Origin of the sequence: Bifidobacterium sp. B4142 (genome assembly GCF_026537325.1) — a bacterium.
GTDB lineage: Bacteria > Actinomycetota > Actinomycetes > Actinomycetales > Bifidobacteriaceae > Bombiscardovia.
Genome location: NZ_JAFNMJ010000001.1, coordinates 700,240 through 714,372, shown reverse-complemented (window position 1 = coordinate 714,372; position 14,133 = coordinate 700,240). Strand labels below are relative to the sequence as shown.

General features: G+C 62.3%; 11 protein-coding genes and 1 riboswitch. Of the genes, 6 read left to right on the top strand and 5 right to left on the bottom strand.

What is annotated here, in order from left to right:
* Positions 1 to 43: 43 nt before the first annotated feature.
* Positions 44 to 964, bottom strand: a complete 921-nt coding sequence (locus tag J3U06_RS03260) for a TrmH family RNA methyltransferase (RefSeq protein ID WP_267444311.1) — start codon at positions 962 to 964, stop codon at positions 44 to 46.
* 220 nt (positions 965 to 1,184) lie between these two features.
* Here J3U06_RS03260 and J3U06_RS03255 point away from each other — a divergent pair, with 220 nt between their 5' ends.
* Positions 1,185 to 1,805 carry a superoxide dismutase gene (locus tag J3U06_RS03255; protein WP_024626528.1) on the top strand — a complete coding sequence of 207 codons (621 nt, stop codon included), beginning with the start codon at positions 1,185 to 1,187 and terminating at the stop codon, positions 1,803 to 1,805.
* 109 nt (positions 1,806 to 1,914) lie between these two features.
* Here J3U06_RS03255 and J3U06_RS03250 read toward each other — a convergent pair whose 3' ends face one another.
* The 3 genes from J3U06_RS03250 to J3U06_RS03240 form a co-directional block, all read right to left on the bottom strand.
* A complete protein-coding gene (locus J3U06_RS03250) occupies positions 1,915 to 4,404 on the bottom strand; it encodes an ATP-binding cassette domain-containing protein (protein WP_267444310.1) in 2,490 nt (829 codons plus the stop codon).
* A 10-nt stretch (positions 4,405 to 4,414) separates the two neighbouring features.
* On the bottom strand, positions 4,415 to 5,089 hold the full coding sequence (locus J3U06_RS03245; RefSeq protein ID WP_267430384.1) for an ECF transporter S component: 675 nt from the start codon (positions 5,087 to 5,089) through the stop codon (positions 4,415 to 4,417).
* Between the two features lie 49 nt (positions 5,090 to 5,138).
* Positions 5,139 to 5,254: riboswitch (TPP riboswitch) on the bottom strand.
* Positions 5,255 to 5,257: 3 nt separating this feature from the next.
* Positions 5,258 to 6,634 carry a dipeptidase gene (locus tag J3U06_RS03240; protein WP_267430597.1) on the bottom strand — a complete coding sequence of 459 codons (1,377 nt, stop codon included), beginning with the start codon at positions 6,632 to 6,634 and terminating at the stop codon, positions 5,258 to 5,260.
* 66 nt (positions 6,635 to 6,700) lie between these two features.
* Between J3U06_RS03240 and J3U06_RS03235 the strand changes: the two genes are divergently transcribed.
* The 5 genes from J3U06_RS03235 to J3U06_RS03215 all read left to right on the top strand — a co-directional run bounded on the left by J3U06_RS03235 (position 6,701) and on the right by J3U06_RS03215 (position 12,860).
* Entirely contained in the window at positions 6,701 to 7,327 is a 627-nt protein-coding gene (locus J3U06_RS03235; protein ID WP_267399713.1) for a DUF3043 domain-containing protein, read from the top strand.
* 140 nt (positions 7,328 to 7,467) lie between these two features.
* A complete protein-coding gene (locus J3U06_RS03230; RefSeq protein ID WP_267444309.1) occupies positions 7,468 to 8,955 on the top strand; it encodes a dihydrolipoyl dehydrogenase family protein in 1,488 nt (495 codons plus the stop codon).
* A 48-nt stretch (positions 8,956 to 9,003) separates the two neighbouring features.
* Positions 9,004 to 9,738 (top strand): DUF4191 domain-containing protein, encoded by a 735-nt coding sequence (locus tag J3U06_RS03225; RefSeq protein WP_267444308.1) that lies wholly within the window; start codon positions 9,004 to 9,006, stop codon positions 9,736 to 9,738.
* A gap of 136 nt (positions 9,739 to 9,874) precedes the next feature.
* Entirely contained in the window at positions 9,875 to 11,311 is a 1,437-nt protein-coding gene (glnA, locus tag J3U06_RS03220; protein WP_220236038.1) for a type I glutamate--ammonia ligase, read from the top strand.
* Between the two features lie 202 nt (positions 11,312 to 11,513).
* A complete protein-coding gene (locus tag J3U06_RS03215) occupies positions 11,514 to 12,860 on the top strand; it encodes an MFS transporter (protein WP_267444307.1) in 1,347 nt (448 codons plus the stop codon).
* A 45-nt stretch (positions 12,861 to 12,905) separates the two neighbouring features.
* Here J3U06_RS03215 and J3U06_RS03210 read toward each other — a convergent pair whose 3' ends face one another.
* Complete coding sequence (locus tag J3U06_RS03210) at positions 12,906 to 14,102, bottom strand: Mrp/NBP35 family ATP-binding protein (RefSeq protein WP_267444306.1); 1,197 nt, start codon at positions 14,100 to 14,102, stop codon at positions 12,906 to 12,908.
* Positions 14,103 to 14,133: the final 31 nt, after the last annotated feature.

Genomic DNA, 14,133 nt, shown 5'->3' with positions numbered 1-14,133 from the left:
TGTCCGGGCCGCAAATCAGCGGAAATCCCGGTCGTTGACGCCTTCACATTCTTTCAATACGACTCGACATGGCCATGGCGTAAAGCAGCACCGCCGCCGAGGTGGCCAGATTGAGTGATTCAGCCCGCCCGTATATGGGTATGCGAACGATCTGATCCATGGACTGCAGCAACCCACTGGGCAGTCCACGTGCCTCATTGCCGAAAAGCAGGGCCATGGGTTGACCCGACGAGTCTGGCTTGGCCAGGGCACCGCTCGCCATCAAATCAGTCAGGGAGCGGACGGGTTTGTCCGGCGTGCCATAGACATCCGCGGCCACCATGGACCGACCCTGTCGTCTGCACAGGCCCAGGAAGTCTTCGGTGCCCATGCTCATCAGGGGTATATGAAAGGCCGATCCGGCCGTAGAACGAATAACCTTGGGATTGGTGGGTTCCACGCACTGGTCCACCAGGATGACCGCCCGGCAACCGGCGGCATCGGCGGTGCGAATGACGGTTCCGGCATTGCCTGGATCACGAATCTGCCAGAAGGCCGCCACCAGGTCGGGCCCCTCCCCCGGCAAGTGCTGGGGATCCTCAAGATCTGTCGGTTGAGCCAAAAATCCATCAGTCCGCGCCTGTGCCAGGATTCCCTGGACATTGCCGCTGATGGCACGCATGACCCGGGCCGAGACGAAGTGTCCGTAGCAGTCAGGCAGCTCTCGAGCCTGCTCCATGATGGCCCCTACGGTCTCGTTGAGTGGCTGCGGATGGCCGCCCTGGGCTACAGGAGAGGATTCATCCACCTGAATATAGAGGTCGGTCAGCAGGTCGGGACGCCAGCGGACCGCCTCGCGCACGCTCTGCGGCCCCTCTATCAGGAAGCGGCCATGACGCTGCCGGGCCCGCCGATCCTGCAGTTCAGCCAAGCGACGAATTCGTTGGGCACGGGGATTGTCGAGAAGGGATTCATCAAAGGGCATGAGCACAACTCTAACCCCGGCAGTCGAGAGCACGGCTGACGGACCTTCATGAGCCCGCATCTGTGGGAAATTTCACTGAAAGAAAGGTCTGCGCCCCTTGTGCTCGGCGAACAAAAGGCTAGGGTAAAAGAACCGGTCGGGTCGACCACGTCCATTGCTGGTATGGCGCAGACCGACCATGGCACATCTGGCTTGGCCAGAATCATTGTGAGGAGACGATATGCCCGTATACACACTTCCCGATCTGCCCTACGACTACTCGGCACTGGAGCCGTACGTGTCCGGCAAGATCATGGAGCTGCACCATGATAAGCACCATCAGGCTTATGTGAACGGGGCCAACAAGGCCCTGGAGCAGATCCACGACGCGGCCGAGTCCGGCAACGTGGCTCAGTCCAACCTGCTGGAGAAGAACCTGGCCTTCAACCTGGCCGGGCACAAGAACCACTCCATCTTCTGGAAGAACATGGCCCCGGCCGACGGCCAGGAGCCTACTGGCGAACTTAAGGCCGCCATCGAAGACCAGTTCGGGTCCTTCCAGGGCTTCCAGACCTACTTCGAGTCCATGTGCGCAGGCATCCAGGGCTCCGGCTGGGCCGTCCTGGCTTGGGATACCCTGGGCGAGCGCCTGGTCACCCTACAGATGTACGACCACCAGGGCAACCTGCCCGTCACCATCTTCCCGCTGGTCCTGCTGGACCTCTGGGAGCACGCCTACTACCTGGAGTACCTGAACGACCGGGCCAGCTACGTCAAGGCCTGGTGGCACATCGTCAACTGGGAGGATGCCTCCAAGCGCTTCGACGAGGTGCGCAACATCAACACCACTCTGGCCAGGTAAAAGACCAGCGCTTCCAACCACAGGCAAACCTTGGCCCTTTCCCCTCTCTGCGGGAGGTGGAAAGGGCCAGGGTTCCTCTATATCTGAGACCTGCGGAAACCCCTGACGATCAGTTGCCGAAGAAGGCGATGGAGCCGGTCAGCGCAGCCATGGTCAGGGAGATTGCGGGCACAGCCAGACAGATGAGCAGGAAGCCCGCATCACGAGTTCTGACATGGGAAACCCTGGCATGGGTTCGTGGAGTGCTGCCGCCGAAGCCCCGGGCCTCCATGGCCGTGGCCAAGGTCGTCGAACGCCTGATGGACAGGACCAGCAGCGCGAAGGCTTGAGGCATGAAAGCCTTGAAACGATTCTCATCGCCCAGTCCGCGACTGCGGCGCGAGGCCGTCAGGGCCGACCAGTCGTCCTTGAGAACAGTGAAAAGCCGCATGCCGGCCAACCCGCCGTAGACGAAGCGATCAGGCAGGTGGAGCACCTGGCTGAAGGCATCGGCCAGGTCGGTGGCGTCTATTCCCAGCACGGTGATGATGGCGGGGATCCCGATGGCCAGGATTCGCAACGCAGTAGCCAGGGCCAGGTCCAGCGACCGCTGGGTGATGTGGATCATTCCCCACTGCCAGAAGGTGGCGCCGCCGCTCTTGCCATAGAGGATGATTGCCAGGGCCGAACCCGGTGCCCCCAGGAAGATAGGCCAGGTAGACCTGACCACGCGCAGGGGCGTGAAGCCTGCCGCGCCCAGCAGCAGGAACTCCAGGATCAGGGCCGTCGTGGCCGAAACCGGGTCCAGGCTGATCAGCAGGGGCAGAGCCGCCAGAAAGGCCCCGATCAGACGAAAGGCTGGATTGATAGAGGCTATGTATGGCGATCGGCTGGCTGGCTTGACAGGTTCGTCCCGCTGATCCATGGGCGTGACGGTCAGTCTGGCCGTAACAGTCTTGTGGCGAGCCTGCATATCTGACTCGACTGCAGGCCAGACGGCCTTCTGGGCTCCCGGAGGCGTCATTTCCACCAGGCGGGCATCCAGGGTCTGAACCAGTTCCCGGTCATGGGTGACCAGAATGATGCAGGCTCCCTGGTCGCGCAGGTCTGCAATCAGCTGGGCCATGCTGACCCAGGTGTTCCTGTCCTGGCCGAAGGTGGGCTCGTCAAGAATCAGCATCTGTGGTGCAGCGGCCAGGGCCGAGGCCACAGTGAGCCGCCGCTTCTCGCCACCGGAGAGCGTGTAAGGGTTGGCGCGGGCGTACTGTCTCAGACTGAAGCGACCCAGCAGCTCCAGGGTGCGGGCCTGGGCCTGGTCCTCGGTCATGCCGGTGCGAATGGGGGCCAGCTTGACCTCTTCCAGGACCGTGCCCCGGGCAAACTGGTGCTCGGGATTCTGAAAGACATAGGCGATACGCGCGGCCAGCTGGGAAGAGGTCCATCGAATAGGCTCCGGCTCGGTAGGCGTCTGCCCCTGGGGTCCTCGAAGCAGATGGGCATGGGCAAGCACCGAACCGGCCACGGGCTCCAGCAAACCAGCCAGGGTCATGGCCAGCGTGGACTTGCCGGCTCCGTTGGCTCCGACCAGGGCAGTGACCTGCCCGGCCCTGAATTCCAGATCGATGTGCTCGGCCACTGCCTTGCCCTGACGACCAACCGCCAGATCCCGGGCGGTCAACAAGACTTGATGACCATCATGACCGTGGCCGGATTGCCCAGACCGAGCACGTCCAAGCTCAGGGAGCGAATCCTTGGCACTCCTATAGGCCTCAGGAACCCAGATGCCCAGGGAGGCCAGATCCAATCCAGGATCAGTGAAGACCTCCTGGGGGCTGCCGTCGGCCATGATCACTGTCTTGCGATAGGCTGCAACACCCGATCCACCGACGCTGTCTTCAACCTCGCCCAGCCCGAGCACGATGACCCTGTCGATCATATCCATCCAAGGCCCTGCCCGGTGCTCGACCAGAACCATGGTGGAGCCTTGCCGATCCAAGACCTTCCTGACGGCACCGACAATTTGCTTGACACCGACCGGGTCCAGGTTGGCCGTTGGCTCATCCAGCAGAAGCAACCCAGGCTGCATGGCCAGAGCGCCGGCCAGGGCCAGACGCTGCATCTGCCCTCCGCTCAAATGCATGGTGGATCGGGTCAGCTGCAGGTCAGCCAGACCCACCTCGGCCATGGCCTTCCGCACCCGTGGCCAGATCTCCTCGCGGGGCAACCCCATGTTCTCCGGCCCGAAGGCCACATTGTCACCCAGCCGCTGAAAGATGGCCTGAGCATCCGGATCCTGCAGGACCAGACCCACACGCCCACGGCTGGATACGGCGGGATTGCCGTCGATGAGGACCTGACCCTGGGTCACCCCGCCTTCGTCATCCTCGACCTGGTCCTGACCGCTCTGCGGGGCATGATCGCCCAGCAGCCCGGCCACACCCTCAAGGATGGTCGATTTGCCAATGCCGGAGGCTCCCAGCAGAAGCACCCGCTGACCCGCAGGAATACTCAGGGAAAGATCCCTGACAGCAAAGTGGTTCCGATAGGCATGGCGGTACCCCCAACCGCGCAGTTCCAAGGCCGCGGGTTGGTAGGGATTGTCCTGGATGCTCTGGTACACGCCCAGACCTCTACTTCCCGGCCGTCCGAATATCGCGGCCGGAGGCGAAACGGTCCAGAGCCCCGGTGGCGGCAATGGCCTTATAGAGGTACCAAACCAGAACTCCGGCGATCAGCGCGCCCGAAATCAGGGTGGCTATCAGATAGATCACCCCATAGGGGCCGGTCAGGTTGATGGCCTGTAGGTGCGTGCAGAAGGAATACAGCCAGCAGCCGAAACCAGCGGCAGCGCCCGACAGTGCCACCGTGGACATGTTCCAACGCCGGTAGCGCAGCAGCATGAAGACCAGTTCGGCCATGAAGCCCTGAAGCAGACCGATCAGTATGGTCTCCACAGGCACCCAAAGGCTGCCCAGCAGCGACTCCAGGATGGCGGCGACCAGCTCGGCATAGACCGCTGCACCTGGCTTGCGTACGATGACCAATGCCAAGGGCCCGGCGAACAGGTAGAGGCCGTTGAGAATACCGCCCAGACCAGGCACAACCCCGTCCAAGAAGGACCAGGGAATGGTAGTCACCATGGCGACCACCCAGTAGATGACGGCGGAAGCCACCCCGATGACCGAGGCAACAGCGATATCCACCACCCTCCACCGTCTGGAGGGGATCCTGACTTGGGAGGGAGTCTTGTCAGACTCCGACTCCGGTCCGGAAACAGTATTGTTCATGAAATGACCATCAGTCATGATCTTGTGCCTTTCCTCGGGGCGCCCCCTATGAGCGCCATCCCGTTCAGGCACGGGTCCAGTGACATCCGTGCGCCGGCATTACCCGGTAAACGTTCGTCCGGTTGAGGCTGAGCCTCCTCTCAGCCGCACGCCCTTGAGCATACGGCCCCCGTGTCACCTGGCATTCTAGAACATACGATGGTCAAGGGAATCCAGCAGGAGGGCCTCGGTGATGATGTTGTCGACCAGCCCCTGCAGGGAAATGGACTCGTTCGGACTGTGCGCGTTGGACTGGGGATCCTCGGGGCCGGTCACCAGGACCTGGGCCTCAGGGAAGAGGCGCTTGAGTTCGGGGATGAAGGGGATGGATCCGCCCTCGCCCTTGTTGACCGGGTCGCGTCCGAAGGCCTGCCGCATGGCCTCCTCGGCCTGCCGGACCACCGGGCTATCGGCGTCCATGGCCCATCCCATGCCCATGTCGCTGGGGGTGACCTCCACTTTGGCCCCATGAGGGGCATGGGCGACCAGGAAATCAGCCAGAGCCTGCGCGGCCTGCTCAGGCCGTTGGGTGGGCGCAGTCCGCAGCGAAATGCGGAAGCGGGTCTTGTCGGCCAGCACGTTGAAGGAGCCCTCCACCGGATGGGCATCGAAGCCGATCACAGCCGCCGCAGGCTTGGTCCAGAGCCTGGAGGCCAGGGAGTCGGTTCCGGCCAGCCGGTAGGAGTCCACCACGCCGGCATCCGCACGCAGCTGAGCCTGATCCAGGTCACGCTGCAGGCCGCCGACGGGCTGTCCACCCTCCAGGCCGGGCACGGCAAGTTCCCCATGGTCGTCATACATGGAGGAGATCAGCATGGCAGCCAGGGTGTTAGCATCCAGGATGGGCCCGCCGAACTGCCCGGAATGGACCGGGTGCTCCAAGGCTGTGACCGTGACATCCAGGTCCGCATTCCCTCTTAGTGAGGTGGTCAGGCTGGGGGTGTCCGCCGACCAGTTGCCCGAGTCGGCCACGATGATCAGGTCCGAGGCGAAGTCGTCCCGATGAGCTTGGAGGAAGGGGATGAAACTGCGCGAGCCCATCTCCTCCTCGCCTTCGATGAAGACCTTGACGTTGACGTGCAGGTCCTTGCCCAGGGCATGCAGGGCACCCGAGTGGATGGCGATGCCGCCACCGTCGTCGGCCGATCCGCGTCCGTAGAGCCGTCCCTCCTTCTCCACACCGGTAAAGGGATCGGTTGTCCACTGGGAGGGGTCGGGCACCGGCTGCACGTCGTGATGGGCATAGAGCAGAACGGTCGGGGCCTTGTCGTCCACCTGCCGGGATCCGATGACCTCGAAAGCACCAGGGGTCCCGTCAGGATTGGTGGCCTGGACCACACGGGCATCTACACCCACCTGCCGCAGTTGCCCGGCCACATAGTCGGCTGATCGCCGCATGTGATCCCCGGTAATCCCCTTGGCCGAAACCGAAGCCAGGGCGATCTTGTCCTTGAGCAGATCGACGATCCGGCTCCTATCGTCTTGCACACGGGTACGGATCGTCTCCAGGCCCAGTTCCGCCATCATTACCTCCTATAATTGCTTGTGAATCAATGCTTGCGAGTCTAGGCGTCACCGTAACCTGTTCGCATGACATGGAACCCCTTCTCACGCAAGGATCGACGGGACAAAGAGGCGGAGGCGGACCAGACGGCCTCCGCTGAAGAGGCACGGGGCAAGGGACGGCCTACGCCCAAGCGCAAGCAGGCCGAGGCCAGGAACCTGCGCCCGCTGGTCCCCAAGGACCGCAAGGCCTCGCGCAAGGCTGCCAAGGCCCGGATCCGAGCCCGTGAGGATGCTCAGTACGAGGCCATGAGGACCGGCGATATCAACCACATGCCCAAATCGGAGCGCCTGCCTTGGAGAATCTACATCCGCGACTATGTGGATGCCCGCTTCAATCTGCTGGAATGGATCTTCCCGGCCATCATTCTTATGTTCGTGGCCACCCTGATGGGCATGTTCGTGGGTCCGCAGCATTATGCTGCCTTCACCATGGTGGTGACCGTCCTTCTCTATGGCTACCTGATCGTGGCCCTGATCGACACCTGGCTGATGTGGCGCAAGCTCAAGGGCCTGCTGATCGGCAAGTTCGGCGAACGCTCGGTGGCCAAGGGTTCACGATCGGCCTCCTACGCCTGGCAACGGGCCATGATGGTCCGGCGCTGGCGGGTTCCCAAGCCCAAGCAGAGCAAGCGGGGGCACTGGCCCGACTGACGAGCAATCGTCCTTGCACGCCGGCCGGCGGGTCGGTTAACCCGCCCGGTGCCCCTAGGGTTCCGGGCGGTCTCCGTATTCACTCCGCATTATGCCAATGGTCTTCATTCTCCCAGCCGGTACGGCTAGCATGTATTGTTATGCAGCAATCGATCAACCAACCCGCTACAAAGTCTCTTGACCCATGGGATGCCGACAGCCGCCAGTACGACACCATCATCATCGGATCCGGCCCAGGCGGCTATGCCACGGCCCTTCGCACGGCAGAGCTGGGCGGACGTGTGGCCTTGGTTGAGCAAGACCCTGTCGTTGGCGGCGTCTGCCTGAACCGCGGATGCATCCCTACCAAGGCCCTGCTGACAGCCACCCAGGTTCTGGAACAGGCTAGCCTTGGGGCAGCCATGGGGATCAATATCGAGTCGGCCAACATCGATTATCAGAAGCTTCAGGACTATCAGGACCGGATGGTCGATGCCATGACCGGCGGTCTGTCAAACCTGCTCAAGCAGCGTGGCATCACCGTGGTGCACGGCCACGGCACCATTGTCGGTGACGGCCTGGTGGAGGTGGCCGCTGCTGACGGCAATCGAACCCGTCTGACTACCTGCGACACGATCCTGGCCACTGGGTCTCATGCCAGAGCCCTGGAAGAACTCCCTTTCGATGATCTTGTCATCGACACCGACCGGGCTCTAGCACTCAAGCCCTTCCCCCACCGGGCGCTGATTATCGGTTCAGGTGCGGTGGCCCTGGAATTCGCCACTATCTGGAACCAAGCCGGCTGCCAGGTGACCCTGATGATCAGACATGACCGGGTGCTCTCCCACTGGGGTCGGCGAACAGGCCAGATCATGACCCGGGAACTGGAGCGTCAGGGGATTCAGATCATCACCCATGCCCGCTGCTCGGGAGGGCACCGTCTGCCCGCAGACGGGGGCATTCAGGTCGACTACCAGCCGTCCGACGACAAGGGCCATGCGGGAGCGATCGAGACTGATCTGGTCCTGGTGGCCATCGGCAGAGATCCCAATACCAACCCTAAGCATATGAAAGAGCTGGGCATCGACCTGGACGAGCATGGCCAGGTTCTGACTGACTCCCAGGGGCGCACCAGCCGTGACCGTGTCTGGGCCCTGGGTGACATCACCCCAGGTCACCATCTGGCCCACAGGGCCTTCCAGCAGGGCATAACCCTGGCCGATGCCGCCTCTGGCCTGGATCCTGAACCGGTCAACGAGGCCACCATTCCCCGCGTGGTCTTCTCCTCCCCCCAGGCAGCAGCTGTGGGCTTCAGCCGCCAGGAGGCCGAGGACGATCCATCGCTGAACCAGATCAAGGAGACCATCTACCCCATGATGGCCAACTCGCGCATGCGCATGAGCGGCCTGCAGGGCACCCTCAGCCTGATCACGGCCTGCCAAGCCACTGATCTGGAGAAGCAGATGGTGGTCGGTCTGGAGGTGGTCTCCCCCCAGGCATCCGAGAACATCGCTGAAGCCCAGCAGCTGGTGGGCAACCAGATCCCCTTGCACCGGGCGGCCGGGCTCATTCACCCACATCCCACGTTCTCCGAAGCCATTGGAGAGGCCCTGCTTAAGGCTGATGGCAGACCCCTGAACATGCGGTAGGCATGCGGTAGACTGGTCAACCAGCGAACGTTTCCAAGTGAGGATGGCATGGCTACAGAGGACACCAAGGGCAAAAAAGCAAAAAAGAAGACCAGCACGATCAGCCAGATCGTCAAGATCTACCGATTCACTTATGAAGAGGACAAGGCTCTTCCCTGGCTGTTGGCCGCGGCCATTCTGGTGCCCACACTGATAGCAGTGGTGATCTGCCTGTTGGCTCACTTTGGCTGGCTGTCCTGGATTCTTACCGTGCTTCTGGGCATCATGGTCGGCCTGCTTCTGGCCACCATGACCCTGACAAGGCGCTCTGACCGGGTAGGCTACGCTAAAATGGAGGGTCGTCCTGGCGCTGCCGCCGCCGTGCTGAGCAGCATCTCCAAGGCAGGCTTCTCCTTCCCCCAGGAACCCGTCTGGATTGATGCCAAGACCAAGGATGCCGTCTGGAGGGGCACCGGCCGCACCGGGGTCTATCTGATAGCCGAGGGCGACTACAACCGCGTCAACAAGGCCATGAACCGCGAGGAGGAGAAGATCCGCCGCATCACCCGCGGGTCCGCCATCCCGATCTACCGGATCAGCGTGGGTCACGGCCCCGACCAGGTTCCGCTGAACAAGCTCCAGCGCACCGTGGTCAAAAAGAAGATCAAGCTGACCGCCACCGAGCTGGAGACCCTGAACGACAGGCTGGTCACCCTGCAAAAGCGGCAGAATGCGCTGGGAATGCCCAAGGGCATTGATCCAACCAAGATACGCGTCAACCGCAAGGCCATGCGTGGGCGCTGACTGTTGCGAAGGTCCCATCTCCTCCAAGGAGGCGCTGGGACCTTCGCATGAAACACCCCTGTAACCTCAACGGCGCATTGCCGAAAAACCGGTCCCCTAGACTGGATGTTACGGTTTTCAGGAAAGGAGCAGTTCAGTGAAAGAACTGAAATCAAAGGCCGATTGCGAAGCTCTGATCAACCAGGAGGGCGTGGAATACGTCTCAGTCAGGTTCACGGACCTGATCGGGGTACAACAGCACTTCACCGTGCCCGCCAGTGAATTCCTGAAAGACGCTTTCACTGACGGCATGGCCTTCGACGGCTCCTCCGTCCAAGGATTCCAAGCCATCAACGAATCCGATATGAAGCTGATTCCAGACCCTGAAACAGCCTATCTGGATCCATTCCGCCGCCACCGCACTTTGAACGTGGCATTCTCCATCGTGGACCCGGTGACCGACGAACCGTACTCGCGCGACCCCCGGCAGATCGCCTCCAAGGCTGAGGCCTATCTTCGCTCCACCGGCATCGCCGACACGGCATCCTTTGCTCCTGAGGCTGAGTTCTTCATCTTCGACAAGGTCCGCTTCGAGAACAGCATGCAGCGCTCCTTCTACGAGGTCGACTCCATCGAGGCCCCTTGGAACTCGGGCGTGGATGTCGAGGAAGACGGCTCCGACAACATCGGTTTCAAGAACCGGGTCAAGAGGGGCTACTTCCCCGTGCCGCCCATCGATCACTACCAGGATCTGCGCGACGACATGGTGGCCAACCTGCAGAAGGTGGGCCTGATCCTGGAGCGCTCCCATCACGAGGTGGGCGGCGCCGGCCAGCAGGAGATCAACTATCGCTTCAACACCCTGCTGCACGCTGGCGACGACCTGATGAAGTACAAGTACGTGGTTCACGAAACCGCTGCCCTGGCCGGCAAGGCGGCCACCTTCATGCCTAAGCCCATCGCCGGTGACAACGGGACTGGCATGCACTGCCATCAGTCCCTCTGGAAGGATGGCAAGCCCCTCTTCTATGACGAGAATGGCTATGGCGGACTCTCCGACATCGCCCGCTGGTACGTGGGCGGCCTGATTGAGCATGCCTCGTCCGTTCTGGCCTTCACCAACCCCTCCACCAACTCCTACAAGCGGCTGGTGCCCGGCTACGAGGCCCCGGTCAACCTGGTCTACTCGGCGCGGAACCGTTCGGCGGCCATCCGCATCCCTCTGGCCGGCACCTCGCCGGCTGCCAAGCGGATCGAGTTCCGCGCCCCCGACCCCTCCTGCAACCCCTTCCTGGCCTTCTCGGCCCAGCTGATGGCAGGACTGGACGGCATCCTCAACCACACCGAGCCCCCGGCCCCCATCGACAAGGACCTCTATGAGCTGCCTCCCGAAGAGCATGCCCAGATCAAGCAGGTGCCCGGCTCCCTGGAGGAGGCTCTGAACGCCTTGGAAGAGGACCACGACTTCCTGAGCGAGGGCGACGTCTTCACCGACGATCTGATCCAGACCTGGTTGGACTTGAAGCGCGGTGAACTGGACCAGACCCGTCTGGCCCCCACCCCCCTGGAGTACGAGCTCTACTTCCACATCTGAGTTCGTATGACGACTGAGGCCGGCTGACCGGCCAGTTCACACATAGGGCCTGATCCTTCATGCCGAAGGGTTGGGCCTCTTTGCGTATCAGGACTATCGGCATCCACCCGTTGATGGCAACACGCCAGCCCCGGCATCCCGGCAGGCGGTCAGGCCAGAATGAGGAGAGGTACGAAAACAGATCCGATGGAAGTGGAAACCGATGCGCTGGCTGCGTGAGTTCATGGAGTTGCCCGTATATCTGCGAGCCATGCTCATCGTGGACCTCATGTGCAACTTCGGCATCGGTCTGGTTATGCCCATCGAACTGCTCTTCGCCACCCATTCCCTGGGTGCCACCATGAGCGAGGCCGCCCTCCTGGTGACCATCAGCTCGGTCGGGTCGCTGATCTCCAACCCCATCATCGGCTGGGTCTCGGATCGTCGCTCCTCCTGGCTGGCCATGCACACGGCCATGATCTTCTCGGTCATCGGCCCCCTGATTTTCACCATGGCCCACGACTACCGGGCAGCAGTGGCGGGAGCCTTCGTCTCGGGCTTGGGGATGGGCATGCAGACCTCCTGGGCCAGCATTCTGACGCAGATCTCCACCAGGGAGCAGCACCGGATCGTCTACGGCATCAACCAGGCTGAGCTCAACTTGGGCATCGGCCTAGGAGCTGCCGTGGGCGGACTGCTGGCCGCAGGCGGTCAGGACTTCCTCTATCGCATTGGTTTTGGCGGCAGGGCCCTGGGATTCGCCCTGCTCAGCCTGTCCCTACTGGTCATCGAACGACACTGGCAGCTGCGACAGTTGACGGCTGAGCTCAAGGCCAAGGCAGAGCGGGAGGTCGTCCAGGAATCCGCCGGGGCAACCCATGCCCTAAAGGCCAGCCAGACAGACAGCGCCGAAAGCGTAACCGCCAACGGGACCTTCGGCGGGCGGACCAGCTCCCTGACCAGGGTACTGGCCTCCATGGCACTGCTGACCCTGGGCACCTTCTTCATGGACCTTTTCGGCTACTCCCAGTTCGACGCCGGTCTGGTCACCACCCTGATCTCTGATCCGCACATCCCCCGCTGGTCCCTGTCGGTGGTGGACGTGGTCAACACCTTCTCGGTGGTCATCATGAACATCGTGCTGCTGCCCCGGCTCAAGGACGCCAACCATGTACGCCTGCTGCGTACCGTGCCGGTCTTCTGGGCTGCGGCCTGGGTGATCATCGTCCTGGGTCTGCGCCTGGATTCCACTCCCGGCGCCCTGAGCGTGGCCTCCCTGGGCATCACCATCTTCGGGCTGGGCGAAGTCATGATGGGCATCTCCCAGCCGGTGGTGGCCGCTGAGCTGGCCGGACCATCATTCAGCGGACGTATGTTCGGCCTGCTCAACACGGCCGCCTCCCTGGGCTACATCGTGGGACCCATGTTCGCCTCCTACATCCTGGCCGGACATGAGGTCATTCCCTTCCTGGCTATGTGCGCCATTGGCTTGGTCGTACTGGCAGTTCCATGGTTCCTGGCCATCCCTTCTCGGCAGATCACCAGCCAAAAGAGCCCGGCCGCCGTCTAGCCTCAGGGTAAGGCACGGCACCGGACTAGTAACCTTGTTTTAAAGTCAGTCTTCACCGGCGGCCCGACGAGCATCGCCAGGCTCCGAACCTTCCATCAGGGTCTTGACCAGATCCACGAATCGCTCGGTCAGCGGCGAATCATCCAGGGAGCCATCTGACCTCAAGACAGCCGGACGGCCGGACTCCCCTGACTCGCGTAGGTCGGTCTGCAGGGGCAACTGCTCCAGCAGAGGCACCTGATACCCCAGATCCCGGGTCAGCTGGTCGGCTACACGCTGGCCGCCTCCTTGACCGAAGATGCGCAGCCGTTCCCCATTATGCTCGTACCAGGACATGTTTTCGATCACACCCTGGACCTTGGTAGGTAGCTGGAGGGCCACCAAACCTGAACGCACGGCCACCTGCGAGGCTGAGGGCTGGGGAGTGGTGACCACAATCAGCCGGCTGTTGGGCAGGGCCTGGGCTACGGATAGGGCCATGTCCCCGGTGCCTGGGGCCAGATCCAGCAGGAGCACATCGGGGTCGCCCCACCAGACATCAGAGAGGAACTGCTCCAGCGAGCGCTGCAGGCGGGGACCCCTCCAGAGGATGGCCCGGTCCGCCCCAGCGAACATACCAATGGATATCAGCTTGACACCCCATGCGGTGACCGGCATCAGCATACCGTGCAGATTGGTGGGCCGACTGTGTACGCCAAAGAGCCCAGGCAGGGAGAATCCGTAGATGTCCGCATCAATGGCGGCCGTGTCATAGCCCAGGGCAGCCAGCGTGGCCGCCAGGTTGACCGTCACCGAGGACTTGCCCACGCCCCCCTTGCCCGAGGCGATGGCGAAGATGCGGGTACCCACGCCAGGCTTGGAAAAGGGATTGCTGCGCCGGGCGGCCTTGAGATCGGCCACCAGGTTGTCCAGCTTCTCCCGGCTCATCGAGGAGACATCGATATGCGGGCGCAGCCGGGCTCGCGGATATGAGGTCACGGTTCCATTGATCTGGTTGGTAATAGTGGTCGACAACGGGCATCCCTTGATGGTCAGCTCCACCCGCACGGTCACCTCGTAGTCGGCTTGGGCATCCCTGGCTGGCTCGACAATGATGTCGGTGATCATGCCCAGATCAGTGATGGATCGACCCAGTTCCGGATCGATGACCCGACTGAGCCGCTCATAGACCTCCCCCTTGATTCTTCGAGGCAGCTCCTCTAGATTCCGGGTCCCTTCCTTGCGATGCTCTGCTTGTTCCATGCCGTCACCATATCGCGCCCAGCCATCCGTT